The sequence below is a fragment of the Rhodococcus sp. 5G237 genome, from assembly GCF_053764735.1.
Window position 1 is genome coordinate 328681 of sequence record NZ_JBSNCD010000006.1, and the last position, 18398, is coordinate 347078.

The 18398-nt window shown below is 69.0% G+C and carries 18 protein-coding genes and 2 tRNA genes; 8 read left to right on the forward strand and 12 right to left on the reverse strand.

The features are described from left to right. Window positions 1–43 precede the first annotated feature (43 nt). A complete protein-coding gene (gene nhaA, locus ACWPOC_RS16455; RefSeq protein ID WP_120284386.1) occupies window positions 44–1897 on the reverse strand; it encodes a Na+/H+ antiporter NhaA in 1854 nt (617 codons plus the stop codon). Window positions 1898–2334: 437 nt separating this feature from the next. Here nhaA and ACWPOC_RS16460 point away from each other — a divergent pair, with 437 nt between their 5' ends. Beyond that, on the forward strand, window positions 2335–2778 hold the full coding sequence (locus ACWPOC_RS16460) for a hypothetical protein (RefSeq protein ID WP_455408979.1): 444 nt from the start codon (window positions 2335–2337) through the stop codon (window positions 2776–2778). On the opposite strand, the gene ACWPOC_RS16465 is transcribed toward ACWPOC_RS16460, so the two are convergent. From ACWPOC_RS16465 to ACWPOC_RS16475, 3 genes are all read right to left on the reverse strand, one after another. Further along, window positions 2775–3218 (reverse strand): hypothetical protein, encoded by a 444-nt coding sequence (locus ACWPOC_RS16465; RefSeq protein ID WP_174247017.1) that lies wholly within the window; start codon window positions 3216–3218, stop codon window positions 2775–2777. The genes ACWPOC_RS16460 and ACWPOC_RS16465 overlap by 4 nt on opposite strands. Window positions 3219–3277: 59 nt before the next feature. Then, window positions 3278–3351, reverse strand: a tRNA-Ile gene (locus ACWPOC_RS16470). Between the two features lie 189 nt (window positions 3352–3540). Further along, window positions 3541–3613, reverse strand: a tRNA-Asn gene (locus tag ACWPOC_RS16475). A 148-nt stretch (window positions 3614–3761) separates the two neighbouring features. Between ACWPOC_RS16475 and ACWPOC_RS16480 the strand changes: the two genes are divergently transcribed. After that, entirely contained in the window at window positions 3762–4007 is a 246-nt protein-coding gene (locus tag ACWPOC_RS16480; protein WP_024101344.1) for a hypothetical protein, read from the forward strand. 4 nt (window positions 4008–4011) lie between these two features. On the opposite strand, the gene dnaG is transcribed toward ACWPOC_RS16480, so the two are convergent. The 3 genes from dnaG to ACWPOC_RS16495 all read right to left on the reverse strand — a co-directional run bounded on the left by dnaG (window position 4012) and on the right by ACWPOC_RS16495 (window position 8053). Next, a complete protein-coding gene (gene dnaG, locus ACWPOC_RS16485; protein WP_120279690.1) occupies window positions 4012–5907 on the reverse strand; it encodes a DNA primase in 1896 nt (631 codons plus the stop codon). 143 nt (window positions 5908–6050) lie between these two features. Then, window positions 6051–7322 (reverse strand): deoxyguanosinetriphosphate triphosphohydrolase, encoded by a 1272-nt coding sequence (locus tag ACWPOC_RS16490; protein WP_159419186.1) that lies wholly within the window; start codon window positions 7320–7322, stop codon window positions 6051–6053. A 38-nt stretch (window positions 7323–7360) separates the two neighbouring features. Further along, complete coding sequence (locus ACWPOC_RS16495; protein ID WP_120279691.1) at window positions 7361–8053, reverse strand: YdcF family protein; 693 nt, start codon at window positions 8051–8053, stop codon at window positions 7361–7363. Between the two features lie 86 nt (window positions 8054–8139). Between ACWPOC_RS16495 and ACWPOC_RS16500 the strand changes: the two genes are divergently transcribed. Together ACWPOC_RS16500 and ACWPOC_RS16505 are read left to right on the forward strand one after the other, a co-directional pair. Beyond that, window positions 8140–10188: a TPM domain-containing protein gene (locus tag ACWPOC_RS16500; RefSeq protein WP_455408980.1), complete on the forward strand. Its 2049-nt coding sequence runs from the start codon at window positions 8140–8142 to the stop codon at window positions 10186–10188. Window positions 10189–10191: 3 nt separating this feature from the next. Beyond that, a complete protein-coding gene (locus tag ACWPOC_RS16505) occupies window positions 10192–11262 on the forward strand; it encodes a DUF6670 family protein (protein ID WP_455408981.1) in 1071 nt (356 codons plus the stop codon). A gap of 81 nt (window positions 11263–11343) precedes the next feature. On the opposite strand, the gene ACWPOC_RS16510 is transcribed toward ACWPOC_RS16505, so the two are convergent. Next, window positions 11344–12735, reverse strand: coding sequence for a glycine--tRNA ligase (locus ACWPOC_RS16510; protein ID WP_006554466.1), 1392 nt, complete (start codon window positions 12733–12735; stop codon window positions 11344–11346). A gap of 176 nt (window positions 12736–12911) precedes the next feature. Between ACWPOC_RS16510 and ACWPOC_RS16515 the strand changes: the two genes are divergently transcribed. Together ACWPOC_RS16515 and ACWPOC_RS16520 are read left to right on the forward strand one after the other, a co-directional pair. Further along, the gene (locus ACWPOC_RS16515; RefSeq protein ID WP_006554467.1) at window positions 12912–13295 is read left to right on the forward strand and encodes an ArsR/SmtB family transcription factor; all 384 of its coding nucleotides are present in this window, start codon (window positions 12912–12914) and stop codon (window positions 13293–13295) included. Next, on the forward strand, window positions 13292–13708 hold the full coding sequence (locus ACWPOC_RS16520; protein ID WP_016691347.1) for a Fur family transcriptional regulator: 417 nt from the start codon (window positions 13292–13294) through the stop codon (window positions 13706–13708). The genes ACWPOC_RS16515 and ACWPOC_RS16520 overlap by 4 nt, the downstream gene beginning before the upstream one ends. Window positions 13709–13726: 18 nt before the next feature. On the opposite strand, the gene ACWPOC_RS16525 is transcribed toward ACWPOC_RS16520, so the two are convergent. Genes ACWPOC_RS16525 through recO form a run of 4 tightly spaced genes read right to left on the reverse strand, consistent with a single transcriptional unit; the run spans window position 13727 to window position 16296 of the window. Beyond that, entirely contained in the window at window positions 13727–14284 is a 558-nt protein-coding gene (locus ACWPOC_RS16525) for a T3SS (YopN, CesT) and YbjN peptide-binding chaperone 1 (RefSeq protein ID WP_120279696.1), read from the reverse strand. After that, window positions 14281–14706 (reverse strand): hypothetical protein, encoded by a 426-nt coding sequence (locus ACWPOC_RS16530; protein ID WP_006554470.1) that lies wholly within the window; start codon window positions 14704–14706, stop codon window positions 14281–14283. Before ACWPOC_RS16530 ends, ACWPOC_RS16525 begins: the two co-directional genes overlap by 4 nt. Continuing rightward, window positions 14703–15509, reverse strand: coding sequence for an isoprenyl transferase (locus tag ACWPOC_RS16535; protein WP_455408982.1), 807 nt, complete (start codon window positions 15507–15509; stop codon window positions 14703–14705). Before ACWPOC_RS16535 ends, ACWPOC_RS16530 begins: the two co-directional genes overlap by 4 nt. Next, the gene (gene recO, locus ACWPOC_RS16540) at window positions 15466–16296 is read right to left on the reverse strand and encodes a DNA repair protein RecO (protein ID WP_120279697.1); all 831 of its coding nucleotides are present in this window, start codon (window positions 16294–16296) and stop codon (window positions 15466–15468) included. The genes ACWPOC_RS16535 and recO overlap by 44 nt, the downstream gene beginning before the upstream one ends. A 103-nt stretch (window positions 16297–16399) precedes the next feature. Between recO and ACWPOC_RS16545 the strand changes: the two genes are divergently transcribed. Both ACWPOC_RS16545 and ACWPOC_RS16550 read left to right on the forward strand, forming a co-directional pair. Next, window positions 16400–17809, forward strand: a complete 1410-nt coding sequence (locus tag ACWPOC_RS16545) for an amidase (protein WP_455408983.1) — start codon at window positions 16400–16402, stop codon at window positions 17807–17809. Continuing rightward, a complete protein-coding gene (locus tag ACWPOC_RS16550) occupies window positions 17800–18375 on the forward strand; it encodes a TetR/AcrR family transcriptional regulator (RefSeq protein ID WP_455409032.1) in 576 nt (191 codons plus the stop codon). The genes ACWPOC_RS16545 and ACWPOC_RS16550 overlap by 10 nt, the downstream gene beginning before the upstream one ends. The last annotated feature ends 23 nt before the right edge of the window (window positions 18376–18398 follow it).

The window sequence follows — 18398 nt, forward strand, 5'->3', positions numbered from 1 at the left end:
GACCCCGCTTCCCGGGGTCCGATCCACCCGAATCGTGTCACCCCTACCTCTCCCGCACCTCTTCGAGCCGCCGGATCAGCGTCCGCGCGTCGAAAGGGCCGATGTGCCGGGTCAGATCCGAGCCGGTGACGCCGAGATAGAAGGTCGGCGTTCCGAACACCTCGCTGGTCTCGGCGTCGAGGTCGTCGTCCTCGACACGGTGCCGGTGCCGTCCGAGGCGCAGGTCCTCGTCGAACCGGTCGATATCGAGACCCAACTGCTGTGCGTGTTCGTAGATCTCGTCGCGGGACAGGGCGTCGCTGTTGGCGAACAGATGGTCGTGCATGTCCCAGAACCGCCCCTGCGCCGCGGCGGCCTCGGCCGCTTCGGCGGCGAAACGCGCGTGCGGATGCGGCTCGTCGAGAGGCAGGTGCCGGAAGACGTACCGTAGGTCGTCGCCGAAGTGTTTGTGCACGTCGCGGATGCTGCCGGTGGCCTTGCTGCAGAACGGGCACTCGAAGTCGCCGTACTCGACGAGTGTGAGCGGAGCGTCGACCGGTCCCCGCACGTGGTCGCGGTCCGGGTCCACCGGACGCAGCAGCACGAGCCCGGCCGGTCCTTGCGGCGGATGCAGGCGGTCGGACAGCCGGAACAACGCCCAGCCCACTGCGGTGGCGAGAACCGCCGCGAGGAGTACGCCTATCCGGGCGTCGTTGGCTGCTTCGGGAGATTCGATTGCCAGATCCACGATGAACAGGGAGATCGTGAATCCGATGCCGGCGAGCGCGGCACCCCCACCGACACGCGAGAGGGTGAGTCCCGGCGGCAGGCTGCCCGGCCGCAGACTCGAGAAGACGGCGGTGGCCGCGGTGATGCCTACGAGTTTGCCGACGACCAGACCGAGGACGACCCCCCACGTGATCGGCGATCGGATGGCAATGCCGACGGTCTCGGCGGAGATCACCACACCCGCGTTGGCGAGGGCGAAGATCGGCACGACGAGGAACGCCGTGTACGGCTGGTAGAGCCGCAACAGCCGCTCGTTGACGGACACCGCGCGGAGCACCCCGAGTTGCGCGGCGCGCGCGTAGTCGGAGTTGGGCGATTGACGGAACGCCCGCGTGAGTTCGCCGGCGCGCTCCACTTCGCTGCGGCGCGGCGGATAGACGGGAAGGATCAACGCGATCAGCACACCGGCGAGGGTGGGGTGCACACCGGATTCGTAGAACGCCACCCATGTCCCTGCTGCGACCACGAAGTAGACGACGCCCCGCCACACCTCGAGTCGGCGGAACTGCAGGATCAGCAGTAGTCCGATCGCCGCGGGTATGAGGTAGACCGGCTGCAAGTTGTCGGTGTAGACGAAGGCGATGATGGCGAGGGCGCCGATGTCGTCGGCCACGGCCAGCGTGAGGATGAACACGCGCAATCGGGCCGGGCACCGAGGCCCGACCAACGCGAGCGCACCGAGCACGAAGGCGGTGTCGGTGGACACGACCACACCCCACGCTCCCGCGGCCTCCCCGCTGGGATTGAGCAGCAGGAACAGTGCTGCGGGCAGCGCCAGACCCGCGATCGCGGCCACGAGCGGGACCGCGGCGCGCGTCCGGTCGGTGAGCTCCCCCATGGTGAGCTCGCGTTTGACCTCGAGGCCGACGACGAAGAAGAACAGCGTCATGACGGCGTCGTTGACCCAGTGTTTGAGGTCGAGGTCGATGCCGTAGTCGCCGATGCTGATGCTGAGCGGCGTGTGCCAGAACGCCTCGTACGAGTCGCCGAGGTTGGCCCAGACCAGAGCGATCAGGGTCGCCGCGAGTACGACGCCTGCCGCGAGCGTGTCGTCGTCCGTGCCGTCACGAACCCCTGCCAGCAGATCGGACGCCCGGCGGAGCGTCGTCGGTTTCTCGTCGACCGTCATGTGCTCCCTCGTTCCGCAGTCCGCTTCGAGCAACTCGGTGCCGGTGAGTACGCCGACGAAACCGCACAACGCCCGGCCCCGGGGCGATTATTTCCGGAACCGACCGTTCGGAACCGCATTGTCCGAACACAACAGTGCAACCGGATCTGCCGTCCAGGAGGCGGAATGCACCCCTCCGACTACCGTCCTCGTCCGAAACTAGACCGAATCGTTGTGCCAACAACCGATTTCGGCGGTTCGACAACCCGACCGTTACATTCCGCCGCTTCGTGTCACCTCCACGGACGATAGCCCTGCGCGTCCCCGCCGGGTATCGTCACGATCCAACGAAGCATCGGTTCCGAATAACCCTCGGCGAGAACAACTTTCCTAAGTTCTCTTACGGAGAGGAGGTGGATCCGTTGCTGCACAGGGGAACGATCCGAAGAACCCGATGGATGTTGATCACCGCAGTGGGAGCAGGGGTACTCGTCGCGGCGACGACACATCCCGTCTCCGTGGACGGGACCGACCCGACGGTCGCGCATGCCCGGTCGTCGCACTCCTCGGTCCCGGCGTGTGCGCCGCCGGACGGCGCGCCCGCCTGGCGTCCGGACGAACTCGGCGACCACCCGGATCCACCGGCTGCGATCGGATCGGTGGCGAACGGGCGGATCGGAGGCGCCTTCCATCCGTCCACCACGGTTCGACTGGTCGGCCTGGACGTGTGCGAGCAGTACATCGACCGCAGCATCGTCACCACGAACGAGGGTTGGTTCCTGTTCACCGGTCTCATGCCGGGTCGCTACACGCTGTTGAAAGACGACGGAACGGTGCTCACCGAGGTCGAGGTCTCCGTCGAGTCACCGGATCACTCCGGACTGGTGCTGGCTCCCGGCTAGGCTGTCAGCACGAGGAGGTAGCCGCCGCCGGCCGGCTCGATCCTGGTGTCGAACCGTACTCCCGGCTCGAGGCGCGACAAGCGGTCGAGGAGCCACTCGGAGGCTTCCTCCGCGTCCGACTTCTCGGGACACCGAGCGACGGCGACGCGACCACCCTTGCGCATGAGCTGCTCGACGACGCCGATGATGGGCGCCGGGTCGACGACGAACAGCCGGTCGGGCCACGGCACGACGGGTTTGACGGCACCCTTCTTGGTGTTGCAGGCGCGGTGCGCGAGCCGCTCGACTCCGCCCTTTCCCTTGCCACCCTTCTTGGCGGTGTTGATGCTGTCGATGCTGGGACCTCGCGGGTCGTTGACCGACATGTCGGGGTCCACGGGCTCGTCGCACAACCAGCAACGCCACGCCTCGCGCTCGCCGACTTCTCGAAGGGTGCTCATGGGGTCGAACGCTACCGTTCCGAGAAGGAGGAACATCTCGCGGCCACGAGCGGAGGATGTGGGGCGGGCGGGGCTCGAACCCGCGACCAGCGGATTATGAGTCCGCGGCTCTAACCGACTGAGCTACCGCCCCGTCGCGACGACACGCGTCGCACAGTGCCGCACTGCTCGCACGGCGCGATCGAATGCTACCCGGACACAGCGTGCAACACTCTGCCGGGTGCGGAGTAACAGAGATCACATCGGTGGATGTTCTGCCGCATAGGCGCCCCGGAAGCACAGAATCCTCCCACCCGTGACGGGTGGGAGGATTCTGTAGGCGCTCCCCCGGCTGGACTCGAACCAGCAACCGTTCGATTAACAGTCGAATGCTCTGCCAATTGAGCTACAGGGGATTGTCCTGCGGCGCTCCGCGGTTTCCCCCGGTGCGTGAAAAACCATAGCGTCCCACCCACCGCAGCACCAAATCGCCTGCTTGTGGGCATGCTGCGGGGTCATCGGGCAGGATGGGGACGACGCAGTCACGGGTGGAAGGACAACACATTGATGGGTTTGCTGGTCGGGGTCGCTGCGGGATACGTACTCGGCACCCGAGCGGGTCGCGCGAGGTACGAACAGATCAGCAAGACGGCCAAGGCGGTGGCCGCGAGCCCCGTCACGAAGAAGGCGATCGAGGTGGGCCGGCAGAAGCTCGCCGATTCGCTCAGTCCTCAGCCCAAGCTCGAGCCGATGAAGCCCATCGACGAGACGACGACGATCATGATCCCGCGGGACCAGTTGAAGAAGTAGACGGTCAGCCGGCCAGGCCGTCACCGATGGCCTGGTCGAGCAGGCTCCGCCGGTACTGTTCGAGCGCCATGAGGTCGCCGAGCAAGGCGTGGAACTCCTCGGACTCGGTGGCCGGGGAGATCCGCTGCAGTTTGGACTTCAGTTCGGCCACCTGCTCGCCGACCCAGACCTCCTGCAGTCGGGCCAGCACGCCGCCGATGTAGCGCGGCAGCCGGTCCTCTTCGGCGGGGACCGGTTCGACGGCGAGTTCCATCACGAGCGAATGCGCGACGGGGTCGGTCGCGGCCCTGCCGACGGCATCGACCCATTCGGCTCCCCCGAGCCCCGCTGCGGTTCCACCGGCGTCGGCGACGGCCTGCCGTACGGCCGCGTAGGCGGGGTCGGTGAAGGTTTCCGGCGGCAGGGAGTCGAAGACGGTCCCGGCGATGCCGGGATACTGCAGCGCGGCCTTCAGCGCGTCGCGCTGTGGCCACAGCGTCGGATCGTTGGGGCGGGGGCGTCGCAGGGCCGACACGGGCTCCGCCGTGGCCGTTGCAGGCCGCGTCCTCGCTTCCGGTGCACGGACTCCCCGTCGCGCTTCCTCCTGCACGCGCCGGCGCACGGTGGGGATGTCGTCCCATCCCGTCCAGTGCGCGAGTTGCACCGCATAGTTGTCGCGGATCGTGCGGTCCTTGATCCGGCCCACGACGGGGACACATCGGCGCAGGGCCTCGACGCGACCTTCGACGGTGTCGAGGTCGTGTTCGGCGAGAATCGATTTCACGACGAACTCGAACATCGGGGTGCGGCGGGCCACGAGGTCGCGCACCGCGCCGTCGCCCGACTGCTGCCGCAGCTCGCACGGGTCCATGCCCTTGGGGGCGATCGCGACGTAGGTCTTCGCGGCGGTCTTCTGGTCGCCCTCGAACGCCTTCATCGCCGCCGCGCGACCGGCGTCGTCGCCGTCGAAGGTGTAGATGACCTCACCGCGGAAGAAGCTGTCGTCCATGAGCAGGCGACGCAACAGCGCGAGATGTTCGTCACCGAAGGCCGTGCCGCACGCGGCGACCGCGGTCTTCACGCCGGCCAGATGCATGGCCATGACGTCGGTGTAGCCCTCGACGATCACGGCCTGGTGAGACTTGGCGATCTCGCGCTTGGCGAGATCGAGACCGAACAACACCTGAGATTTCTTGTACAGCACCGTTTCCGGTGTGTTCATGTACTTGGCGGTGATCTGGTCGTCGTCGTACAGACGGCGGGCACCGAAGCCGATGACGTCGCCCGCGAGATTACGGATGGGCCACAGCAGCCGCCGGTGGAAACGGTCGATCGGGCCGCGCCGTCCCTGCCGGGACAGTCCCGCGGCCTCGAGTTCGGAGAAGTCGAAGCCCCGGCCGAGGAGGTGCTTGGTGAGCGCGTCCCAGCCGGCGGGTGCGTAGCCGCAGCCGAACGTCTCGGCGGCCGCCTGGTCGAAGTTGCGCTCGGTCAGGTAGTCGCGGGCAGCCTGGGCGTCGGGCGTGCGCAGTTGCTCGGCATAGAACTGCTGAGCGGCCGCGTTCGCCGCGACCAGCCGGGCACGCGTGCCCCGGTCGCGCTGGACGGATGGACCGCCGCCCTCGTAGTTCAGCGTGTAGCCGACGCGTTCGGCGAGCTGCTCGACGGCTTCGACGAAGCTGACGTGTTCGATCTTCTGCAGGAACGAGTAGACGTCGCCACCCTCACCGCAGCCGAAGCAGTGGTAGTGCCCGTGATTGGGCCGCACGTGGAAGGACGGGGACTTCTCGTCGTGGAAGGGACACAGTCCCTTGAGCGAGTCGGCACCCCCGCGCTTGAGTGCGACGTACTCGCCGACGATGTCCTCGATGCGCACGCGGTCGCGAATGGCCGCGATGTCTCTGTCTGAAATACGGCCGGCCACGAGACGAGTCTAAGCCGCCCGGCAGACTGCCCGGCACGTCGGTCCGGCGCAACCCACACCGGCGAGTGCGTCAGCGCGTCCCGCGGACAGATGCACCGCGCCGACCTCGTGCTTGTGTCCGTGAAGGGGTGCAAACGTCGGTGTCAGCCCCAGCTCGCCTGCGCGGCGAGACTGTCGCGGTCGATCCGTTCGAGGCGCGATTCGGTGCACGAGGCGATCTGATCGACCACGACCCGCACCTTCGCGGCATCGTCGGGCGCGGCCTTCCATGCGGCGACGAAGAACGGGTCGAGGCCGACCGGCGCGGTGCGCAGCAGCCACTCGGCGACGCGGTGGATGCGTTCGCGTTGCGATTCCTGGCGGGTGCGGTGGGCGCGGTCGGACATGACGAACTGCAACGCCATCGTCTTGAGCAACGCGACCTCCGAGACCACGATCGGCGGGACCACGAGGTCGGCGTCGTACCGGGTGACGCGTCGGCCCTCCGTCGCCTCCCTGGTCCCGAGGATCGCTGCGTTGGCGAAGCGGCCCACCAGCTCGCTGGTCAGCTTCTTGAGCGCGACGGAGCAGGCGAGGGTGCCGTCGAAGGTGCCGACAGCCCGGACCACCGGCATGGAGGACAACCGCTTGGCCGCCTCGGTCAGCTCGGCCGGGTCGAGACCCGAGAACTCGCGCATACCCACCTCGATGAGCCCGGCGACATCGTCGGGTTCGTCGAGCATCCGCAGGTCGATGCGACCGTCGATCACGCCGTCCTCGAGGTCGTGCACCGAGTACGCGACGTCGTCGGACCAGTCCATGATCTGCGCCTCGAGGCACTTGCGGCGCTCGGGTGCACCTTCGCGGATCCAGTGGAGGACCTCGGCGTCGTCGTCGTACGAGCCGAACTTCGCCCCCGGGCGCGGACGCGTCCACGGGTACTTGAGCGTCGCGTCGAGGGAGGCCCGGGTGAGGTTGAGACCGGCGCTCGAGCCGTCCGGATAAAGGATCTTCGGTTCGAGGCAGGTGAGGATGCGCAGGTTCTGCGCGTTGCCCTCGAATCCGCCGCAGGACTCCGCGACCGCGTCGAGTGCCCGCTCGCCGTTGTGCCCGTAGGGCGGGTGCCCGATGTCGTGGGCGAGTCCGGCGAGGTCGACGAGATCGGGGTCGGCGCCGAGTCCTTCGGCGATGCTGCGGCCGATCTGTGCGACCTCCATCGAGTGTGTCAGACGGGTGCGCGGGGTGTCGCCGTCGCGGGGGCCGACGACCTGTGTCTTGTCGGCCAGGCGGCGCAGGGCCGCGCAGTGCTGCACGCGCGCACGGTCGCGTGCGAAGGCGGTCCGCTCGGATGCCGCTCCCTCGGACCCAGCGAGCGCTGAGGTCTTGCGCGACTCGGCGACGCGCCGTTCGAGATCGTGTTCGCTGTAGCCCTGCATCACACTGCCTTCCGTCACCGAAGACCCTACGTTCCGCCTCACTGCTGCGCCGTGTAGGGGAAATCGGCGGAGAAGTGGGTGATCTGGTACCAGATCAACGCGCCGGTCTCGCGGGCGATGCCGTGCAGCTGCGACTCGCGGGTGAACACCGCCGGACCCTGGCGGGTGGGAGCGGTCCAGGCGTCGAGACCGGCGTCGCGTGCCATGGTCCGGGTGCGCAGCGAATGCCACGGGTCGCTGACGAGCACGACCGACGACAGACCCAGATCCGACATCTCGCGGCTGACGGCCTCGACGCTGAGCAGTGTGTCCGAACCCTCCTCGACGGCGACGATCGACTCGGCGGGCACCCCGCGCGAGACGAGATAGTTCTTGCCCGCCGCGGCTTCGGTGAACAGGTCGCCCTCCTGCTTGCCGCCGACGGTGACGATCCGCGGCGACACTCCCGCTTCGTAGAGCTTGAGGGCCTGCTCGAGGCGTGCCTCGAAGACCGACGACGGTGTGCCCGAATACTGCGCGGCACCGAGCACGACGATGGCGTCGGCGGGGGTGCGGTCGTCGATCCGCGCGACCTGCCACACCCGCAGCGCCGTGCCGCCGACGACGAGGACGGCGGCGAGCAGCACCCCGACGATCAGTCGCCGGAGCCAGCGCGCGATGCGCGCGCCGACCCCGAGGTCGTCCCCGGTGTACGTCGCGGTGGTGCCGGTGCGGCGGGATGCGGTGCTCACCCCCTGATTCTGCCAGCGAACGAGAACGCGTCGACCGGACGACGCGCCGACCCCGTCCTCACCCCGCAGCCACTAGATTCGATTCCATGGCACACGTATCGGCCGCACCGCTCCGGCGACCTGCAGCACAGCTCCGGCGACCTGCAGCACAGCTCCGGCGACCTGCACGGTCCGCGCTCGCATTCGTCCCCGCCCTGCTGGCAGTGGCCGCGTGGTTGCTCCTTCCCGCGGCGGCCTCCGCGGAGCCACCCTCGCGGCTCCCCCAGCCGATCACCGACACCGCGGGCGTGCTCGACGACGCCGACGTCGCACGGATCCAGGAAGCGACGAACACCCTCTACGACGAGCACGGTCTGCAGCTGTGGGTGACCTACGTGTCGAGCTTCGACGGGCGCGACTACGACAGTTGGGCGCAGGCCACCGCGCAGGCGAGCAACTTCGGTCCCGACACCGCGCTGCTGGCGGTCGCGACCGACGACCGCGAGTTCGCGCTGTGGACACCGACAGGATCGGAGATCTCCGAGAGCGAGCGCGACCGGATCAGCTCGTCCGACGTCGTGCCGGCGCTGCGCAACAGTGATTGGGCGGGCGCCGCCGTGGGCGCGGCCGACGGGTTGAGCAACGCCCTTACGCCGTCGGCTGCTCCGGTGACGACGCTGCTCGTCGGCGGCGGTGTCATCGCGGCCGGCGGTGCCGGTGTCTACGCCTACAACCGGCGGTCGAAGAAGAAGCGCGCCGAGGCCGGTGCCGCACAGGCCGCGCAGATCGATCCGGCCGACACCACGGCCCTGCGCGGTCTACCGATCGAGGGTCTCGACCAGTACGCGCAGACCCTGCTGGTGGACACCGACAACGCGGTGCGGTCCAGTGCCGAGGCGCTCGAGCTCGCCCGAGGCGAGTTCGGGGACTCGGCGGTGGCTCCCTTCGACCGCGCACACCGGCAGGCACAGGTCGCGTTGGCGAACGCCTTCGAGATCCGTCAGCGCCTCGACGACGACATCCCCGAGACGCCCGAACAGCAGCGCGACATGCTCGTGCAGCTCGTCTCCTCGTGCGGGCAGGCGAACCGCGAACTCGACGCGCAGGTCGAGGCATTCGACAAGATGCGCAACCTGCTGCTCGACGCCCCGGCCCGGCTGGACGGACTCACGCAGCGCGCGATCGCGCTGCAGGCCCGCATTCCGGAGGCCGAGCGGATCCTCGGACAGCTGCACTCGGAGTTCCCCGCGGGCGCCCTGACCCCGGTGGTGGACAACGTCTCGCTGGCGCGGGAGGAGATCTCGTTCGCGGAGAACGCGATCGACCAGGGCCGCACCGCGGTGGCGCGACCGGTCGGTGAGCAGGGCGACGCCGTGCGCGCGATCCGCGAGGCCGAACGCGCGCTGGGGCACGCCGCGACGCTGCTCGACGCGCTCGACCATGCGGCGGAGGACATCCGGCGCGCGATCGCGACGCTCCCCGCCGCGGTGGAGGACGCCGAACAGGGCGTCGCCGACGCGAAGCAACTGCTCGACGCGGGCGGCCCCGAACTCGTCGACGCCCTGAAGGCCGTGCAGGAAGCCCTCGACCACGCTCGGGCCGAGCAGCACACCGACCCGTTGGGCAGTTTCACGCGGGTCGTCGAGGCCGATGCGCGTCTCGACGAGTTGCGTGCCCGGACGCGCCAGGCCAAGCAGCAGGCCGAGGAGATGCGTCGCCGCCTCCAGCAGGATCTGAGTGCGGCGCAAGCGCAGGTCACTGCCGCGGCCGACTTCATCGGGACGCGCCGGGGCGTCGTGGGTGCCCAGGCGCGCACCCGCCTGTCGGAGGCGCAGCGGCACCTGCAGGCCGCGCAGCAGGCAGCCGAGTCCGATCCGGCGGCCGCCGTCCAGTACGCGCGGTCCGCCGCGTCGCTGGCCGCGCAGGCACTGCGCAGCGCGCAGAACGACGTGCAGCGCTGGAACAACCAGCACCGTCCGCCCCGCGGTGGTTCGGGCGGCAACGTCGCGGGCGCCGTGCTCGGCGGCATCCTCATCAACAGCGTGCTCAACAGCGGCCGCGGCGGTGGCTTCGGCGGCGGTTTCGGCGGGGGCGGTTTCGGCGGCGGTGGTTTCGGGGGCGGCGGCTTCGGCGGATCGAGCGGAGGACGCTTCTAGACCATGCGCCCGATCGCAGCACGCGCACTGGGTGCCGGTCTCGGATCGACCGTCCGACTGTTGGATTCCGCCGCGTCGTCCGACGGAAAACCGTTCTCCGAACCCGACATCCTGCGCCCGCACGTCGACTCGCGCCGGTTCGGCTGGGTGCACTACGGCGTCATGATCCCGGATCTTCCGGAGCCGCACCGGTTCTTCTCGATGATGTCGCTGATCGGCGCCACCGGGTCGCTCGCCTTCGACAACGACCATGCGTTCGCGGCATCGCCGCGCCGCAACGCCGCCGTGGTCGCCGGCACGGCGGCGTCGCATCCCGCGTACTTCGGGAACTACTCCGTGGGCGACGATTTCGTGTCCTCCCCGGACGGGTCGCTCGTGAAGTTCGGGGACGATCTGGCCCTGACCGGACGCTACCCCCACTACGAACTCGTGGGCCGGCTCGGAACTGTCGACATCGCGCTGACACTGACCAACACGGACACGGTCTCGTGGTTCTTCCGCAGCCCGCTCTACAAGCACTTCGGGTTGCTCACCGAATACGAGGGCACCTTCACCCACGAGGGTCGCAGCGTCACGGCCGACGGTCTGTGCTCGTTCGAGTACGGGGCGATGCCGAGCCCGTATCTGATGCGGTCCACTCCCCTGCCGCCCGCGGCGAAGGCTCCGCTCGACCATTTCGTCTACCAGATCCTCGATCTCGACGCAGACACGCAGATCCTGCTGAGCCGCTACGCGATCGGTGGCCGGCCCTTCATGACGACGGCGATCCTGCGTACCCGCAGTGGCTACGGAACCCGCTTCCGGGACGTGGATTTCGAGATACTCGAACTGCGCGACGAACCCGAGCCGACTCCCTACGGCATCCCGATGCCGGTGCCGAGCCGGACCCGCTTCCTGGTGAAGGACACCCGCGGTCGTCCCTGGCTGGACCTCGAAGGGATCATGGACACCCCCTTCACCTACGGGCTGGGCACCGGATTCGTCACCGGCTTCGCGTGGTCGGCGACCTGGCGGGGCGAGGAGATCTCCGGCCGCGGATATTTCGAGTACATCGATCGGCGCTCGGCGACCTGACCGTTACGGAACACCCGCTACGAAGCGACAGATGCCCTCCGGTCCCGATGGACCGGAGGGCATCTGCGTCGATCGGATCGGTCAGCAGCCGATCAGGCGCTGCGCGAGGTAGCCCTCGACCTGGTCGAGGCTCACACGCTCCTGCGCCATGGTGTCGCGCTCACGGATCGTGACGGCCTGGTCCTCGAGGGTGTCGAAGTCGACCGTGATGCAGAACGGGGTGCCGATCTCGTCCTGACGACGGTAGCGGCGGCCGATGGCGCCGGCGTCGTCGAACTCGATGTTCCAGTTCTGGCGCAGCTTCGCGGCGAGGTCCTTGGCCTTCGGGCTCAGGTCGGCGTTGCGGCTGAGCGGCAGCACGGCGGCCTTGACCGGCGCGAGGCGACGGTCGAGGCGCAGCACGGTGCGCTTGTCGACACCACCCTTGGCGTTGGGTGCCTCGTCCTCGGTGTAGGCGTCGACGAGGAAGGCCATGAGCGAACGGGTCAGACCGGCCGCCGGCTCGATGACGTACGGCGTGTAGCGCTCGTTGGTGGCCTGATCGAAGAAGCTCAGGTCGGTGCCGGAGTGCTTCGAGTGCGTCGACAGGTCGAAGTCGGTGCGGTTCGCGACGCCTTCGAGCTCACCCCACTCGCTGCCCTGGAAGTGGAAGCGGTACTCGATGTCGACGGTGCGCTTCGAGTAGTGCGACAGCTTCTCGAGGGGGTGCTCGTAGAGGCGCAGGTTGTCCTTGTTGATGCCCAGATCGGTGTACCAGTTCATCCGGTAGTCGATCCAGTACTGGTGCCACTGCTCGTCCTCGCCGGGCTTGACGAAGAACTCCATCTCCATCTGCTCGAACTCGCGGGTGCGGAAGATGAAGTTGCCGGGCGTGATCTCGTTGCGGAAGCTCTTGCCGATCTGGCCGATGCCGAAGGGCGGCTTCTTGCGCGAGGTGGTGAGCACGTTCGCGAAGTTCACGAAGATGCCCTGCGCCGTCTCGGGGCGCAGGTAGTGCAGGCCCTCCTCGCTCTCGATCGGGCCGAGGAAGGTCTTGAGCATCATGTTGAAGTCGCGGGGCTCGGTCCACTGGCCCTTGGTGCCACAGTCCGGGCAGACGATCTCGGTCATCGGCACGGCATCGGGGTCGTCGAGCTTGTTCTTCTCGGCGTAGGCCTCCTGCAGGTGGTCCTGCCGGTGGCGCTTGTGACAGCTCAGGCACTCGACGAGCGGGTCGTTGAAGACACCGACGTGGCCGGAGGCGACCCAGACCTGACGCGGCAGGATCACCGACGAGTCGAGGCCGACGACGTCCTCGCGGCTGGTGACCATGTTGCGCCACCACTGCTTCTTGATGTTGTCCTTGAGCTCCACGCCGAGCGGCCCGTAATCCCACGCGGACCTGGTGCCGCCGTAGATCTCACCGCAGGGATAGACCAGGCCCCGGCGCTTGGCGAGGTTGGCGACGGTATCGATCTTGGATTTGGGTGCCACTCGGTTTCTCCATCTTCGATGCGGGTTTTCGCAGCATGCGTCGATCTGTAAGCCTATCGCTCCTCGTTCCGGGCTCGAATTCGCGCCGGTTGACATGCACAACCGTGCATATCAAAATGGAATCGATTTGCAATAAGACCCGCCGACCGGCGGCCGTCCCCGCCCCGAGGAGCCCCGTGAGCATCGACGCCGATCCACGCGAGTGCAGCACGGGCGAGCGCGCCCGCGGACCGATCGGCAGCGACGCCCTGCCGTCCCCGGTCGACGTCTCCCCCGGCGCCCTGATCGCCGCCGGTGAGCTGCTGCGCGCGCTGTCGGCGCCCGTCCGCATCTCGATCGTGCTCGAATTGCGCGAGTCGGCCCGCTGCGTGCACGAGCTCGTCGGCGCCCTCGGCGTCACCCAGCCGCTCATCAGCCAGCATCTCCGCGTGCTCAAGACCGCCGGCGTCGTGCGCGGCGAGCGCTCGGGACGCGAAGTGCTCTACCACCTGGCCGACGACCACCTCGCCCGCATCGTCGTCGACGCCGTCGCTCACGCCCAGGAAGGACGATCGCAGTGACCTCCGCCCGCAAACCTCTCGTGGGGGTCCGCTCGACCCGTCAACGCAGCGCCATCGTCGACCTGCTCGACAACACCGAGGAGTTCCGGTCCGCGCAGGACCTGCACGACGAGCTGCGCAAGCGCGGCGAGGGTATCGGCCTGACCACCGTCTACCGCACCCTGCAGTCGCTCGCCGAGGTCGGCAGCGTCGACGTGCTGCGCACCGACAGCGGCGAGTCGCTGTTCCGGCGGTGCTCCTCCGGGCACCACCACCATCTCGTGTGCCGCCACTGCGGCTTCACGGTCGAGGTGGACGGCCCGGAGGTCGAACGCTGGTCGCACGAGGTCGCCGAGTCGAACGGCTTCGTCGACGTCAGCCACACCGTCGAGATCTTCGGCAACTGCCGCGATTGCGCCCTCGCTCAGGGCTGAACCGACGGCCCGCGGCCGTCAGCCGCAATCGCAGTCATCACAGCCGCAGCCGTCGGCGAGCAGGTTCTCCTCGTCGTCCTCGGCCTCACCGTCGAAGACCGACGCTTCGCCGCCGAGACGCTGCGCCAGTGCGCGTGCCTGCTCGACGACCGGCACGAGCGACGCGACGGCCCGCACGAGATGGATCGGGACGAGCGGCGACGCTGCGACCCGCAATTCGACGGTGACCCGGTCCTTGTCGAGGACGAACTTCACCTCGGAGAACTCGACCTGCAGGTCGCCGAGGACCTCGGCGGCCCGGGTGCGACCCGTGATGCCCTCGACCAGGTAGGTGGTGAGCAGCACGAAGCCGCCCTCGGCGTCGACGGTCGCGTAGGTGAGCACATCGTCGATCCAGATCGGGATCTCGCCGTCCTCGTCAGGCTCGGGAGCTTCCTCGAGAATCTCCGACAGCGTCTCCACCACGGCAGCGCGCAGCGCGTCGTCGTCCTCGGTCGGGATCGCGACGGCGTGCGCCCCGTCTGCGGCGACGACCTCCTCGGTGGTGGTCTCGGCGTCGATGTCGGTGGTGGTCACGAATTCTCCTTGGGGTCGGGGGTGCCGGCGACGGCGCCGCGCGCGTCCGCGGCACCGTCGAGCACGAGCAGCAGCATGGTGGTCAGCGCCGTGTCGTCGAGACCGGTCGCGGGGAACGAGTACCGCAGCACGACGTCGGCGTCGGTCTCGCGTTCGATGAGGTGGACCGAACCGAACTGCAGGGCGTCGGCGGCGGCCGCGACCCGACCGCGCACGGCGTCGTCGAGCGGAAGATCCCACGCGAGCACTCCGGTGACGGAGACCACGTCGAGCCCTTCGGTGAGCGTGACGACCTGCAGCGCGAAGGGCACGGCGCCGTAGTCGAATCCGAACGAGCCGTCGCCGTCGGCGGCGGACGACGGGGTGCGGACGTCGACGAAGGGCGTCAGCGCGCCCGCGATCCGCTCGCGCAGCGACGTCACTTCACACCACCGAACCGCCGGTCGCGCGAGGCGTATTCGACGCACGCCGCCCACAGATCGCGACGGTCGAAATCAGGGAACATCGTGTCCTGGAAGACGAGTTCGGCGTAGGCCGACTGCCACAGCAGGAAGTTCGAGGTGCGCTGCTCACCCGAGGGCCGCAGGAACAGGTCGACGTCGGGCATGTCGGGCTCGTCGAGGTACCGCGCAATGGTCGACTCGGTGATGCGTTCGGGATCGAGTTCTCCTGCCGCGACCCGGCGGGCGATCTCCCGTGCGGCGTCGGCGATCTCGGCGCGACCGCCGTAGTTGACGCACATCGTGAGGGTCATGACGTCGTTGTCCTTCGTCAGTTCCTCGGCGATCTCGAGTTCCTTGATCACGCTGCGCCACAGGCGGGGACGGCGACCGGCCCACCGGACCCGCACCCCCATCTCGTGCATCTCGTCGCGGCGGCGGCGGATCACGTCGCGGTTGAAGCCCATGAGGAAGCGGACCTCGTCGGGGCTGCGCTTCCAGTTCTCGGTGGAGAAGGCGTAGGCCGAGAGCCACTTGACGCCCATCTCGATGCATCCGCACACCGTGTCCATGAGCACGGCTTCGCCGCGTTCGTGGCCGGCGGTGCGCGGCAGACCGCGCTCCTGCGCCCATCGACCGTTGCCGTCCATCACGAGCGCCACGTGCTGTGGGATCAGCTCGGGTTGCAGCACGGGAGGTCGCGCGCCCGACGGATGCGGGTCGGGCGGCCGGATCACCCGCTCAGGCGATGGGGGCGTGGTACGTCGTCGAATCACGGGTCCCATCCTGCCGGACACCCCGGGCGACGTCATCAACCCGGTTCCCCGTCGCAGGTTCGGTGCGACCGCGCTCGACGAGGGGCAGCGAGCGCAGTTGCCGTTCGAGATGCCACTGCAGGTGCGCGGCGACGAGGCCGCTGGCCTGGCGGCGCACCGCCGCGTCGGCGGCCTCGGTGTCGGCCCAGCGTCCGTGGTTGAGCGCGTCGAGCAACGCCAACACACCCGGGGCGGGGGTGGCCGCCCCCGGCGGACGGCAGTGCACGCACACCGCACCACCGGCGGCGACGTGGAAGGCGGTGTGCGGGCCGGGACGGTCGCAGCGCGCGCAGTGGGTGATCGCCGGCGCCCATCCCGCGTAGGCCATGGCCCGCAGCAGATAGGCGTCGAGCACGAGTTCGGGCGGCCGGGTGCGGTCGCACACCGCGCGCAGCGCACCGACGGTGAGTGCGTGCAGGCGCGGCACGGGCGCGCGTTCCTCGCCGGCGAGGCGTTCGGCGGTCTCGAGGATCGCGCACGCGGTGGTGTAGCGGGGGTAGTCGTCGACGATGCCGACGGCGAATGCGTCGAGGGTCTGCACCTGGGTGATGACGTCGAGACTGCGGCCCGGGTGGAGCTGGACGTCGATGTGGGCGAACGGTTCGAGCCGTGCGCCGAACTTCGAGCGTGTCCGGCGCACGCCCTTCGCGACCGCCCGCACGAGACCGTACCGGCGCGTCAACAGGGTGACGATGCGGTCGGCCTCGCCCAGCTTGTGCTGGCGCAGTACCACCGCGTTGTCCCGATAAAGCCTCACTCCCCGAGTCTGTCATGTCGCGGTGACACGGGACGACCCGCGAAGGGACTCGACACCCAGAACTGGAACGCGTTATTGTTCGTTCGAACGAACGGGGGAACGAATGGACGCTCGAACCGACCTGCGCGACCTGAAGGCGACCGTCGAGGCGCTCGATCGCGGCGAGACCACCTCCACGGACCTCGTCCGTGCGAGCCTCGACCGGATCGACGAATCGCAACCGCACCTGAACGCCTTTCGCGTCGTGCGCCGCACCGCCGCACTCGACGAGGCCCGCGAAGCCGACCGGCGCCGCGCGAACGGCGAGCGACTCCCCCTGCTGGGCGTCCCCATCGCGATCAAGGACGACACCGACATCGTCGGCGAGACGACGATGTTCGGCTGCGCCGGCACCTTCACCCCGAAGGACACCGACGCCGAGGTCGTGCGCCGCCTGCGGGCCGCCGGCGCGGTGATCGTCGGCAAGACGCACTCCCCCGAACTCGGCCAGTGGCCGCTCACCGGCGGCGACGCCTTCGGGCACACCCGCAGCGCGTGGTCGCGCGAGCACACCCCCGGCGGTTCGTCGGGTGGCAGCGCCGCGGCCGTCGCGGCGGGACTCGTCCCGGCCGCCCTGGGATCCGACGGCGCCGGATCGGTCCGCATCCCCGCCTCGTGGTCCAATCTCGTCGGCATCAAGCCGCAACGCGGCCGGATCTCCATGTGGCCCGACGCCGAATCCTTCAACGGACTCACGACGCACGGCCCACTCGCCCGCACGGTCGCCGACGCGGCCCTGCTCCTCGACGTCGTGTCCGGAAACCACCCCGGCGACCGGCACAGGTGCGCCCCGCTCACCGTCTCCGACGCCGTGGGACGAGATCCCGGCAGACTGAACATCGCTCTGTCGCTGAAGATCCCGTTCACCGCGACACCCACCCGCCTCGACGCCCGCGTCCGCACCCGCATCGCCGCACTCGCCGCGGTACTGCGTGATCTCGGCCACGAGGTGACCCTCGCCGATCCCGACTACGGAATGGCGTTCGGCCTCGCCTTCCTCCCGCGATCCATGGCCGGTATCGAGGACTGGCTGTACCGCCTGCCCGACCCGTCCCTCGCCGACGTGCGCACCCGCGCCAATGCCCGCACCGGCCGATTCCTGCACGGTTATCCGCTGCGGGCGGCGCGCGCGATCGAACCGCGACTGCACCGTCGGGTCGGCCGCATCTTCGACCGGTTCGACGTCGTGCTCGCCCCCACCACCGCCACACCGCCGCTGCCGGTGACGGCGATCGACGGCATCGGCGGCTGGGCGACCGACAAGGTCATCACCGGGGCATGCCCCTATGCGTGGCCGTGGAACGTGCTGGGCTGGCCCGCGATCAACGTCCCCGCGGGTTTCACCGAGGAGCGACTGCCGGTGGGTGCCCAGCTGCTCGGCCCGGCGAACTCCGAACCGCTGCTGGTGTCCCTCGCCTCCCAACTCGAATCGGTGCTGCGCTGGTACGAACACACCCCGGAGCACTGGTGGTGACCACACGCGACGACGCCCGCTCGCGGATCGTCCACGCCACCCTGTATCTCGTCGGCATCGACGGGGTCGCCGGGGTGACGAACCGGCGCATCGCGGCGCGCGCCGAGGTCTCGCTCGGTTCGATCACGTACCACTTCCCCACCCAGGCCGACCTGCTGCGCGCCGCGCTCGAGTTCTTCGTCGACGAGGAGACCGAGCGGCTGCGAGAGCTCGCCGAGCAGTATCGATCCCGGGTCCTGTCGCTGACGGAGGCCGCCGAACTCACCGAACGCGTCGCCCACGACCTGACCTTCACGGCCGAACGCATCGCCCCCTTCGAGCTCTACGTGCAGGCGGGGCGCGACGAGGAACTGCGGCGGGTCGCCGAACGCTGCTGGCGTGCCTACGACGCGTTGACCGTCTCCGTCCTTTCGGCGTTGGGAGTGCCGGATCCGGAGGCGATCGCCCCGACGGTCGTCGCGACCATCACGGGGCTGCAACTGCGCCGCCTGTCGACGGGTACGGAGCCGGATCTGTCGGAGGCCGTCCTGCTGTTGCTGCACGGCGCGGCGGCCACGCGTCGCTGAGTTCCCTTCGGTCACCGGCCCCG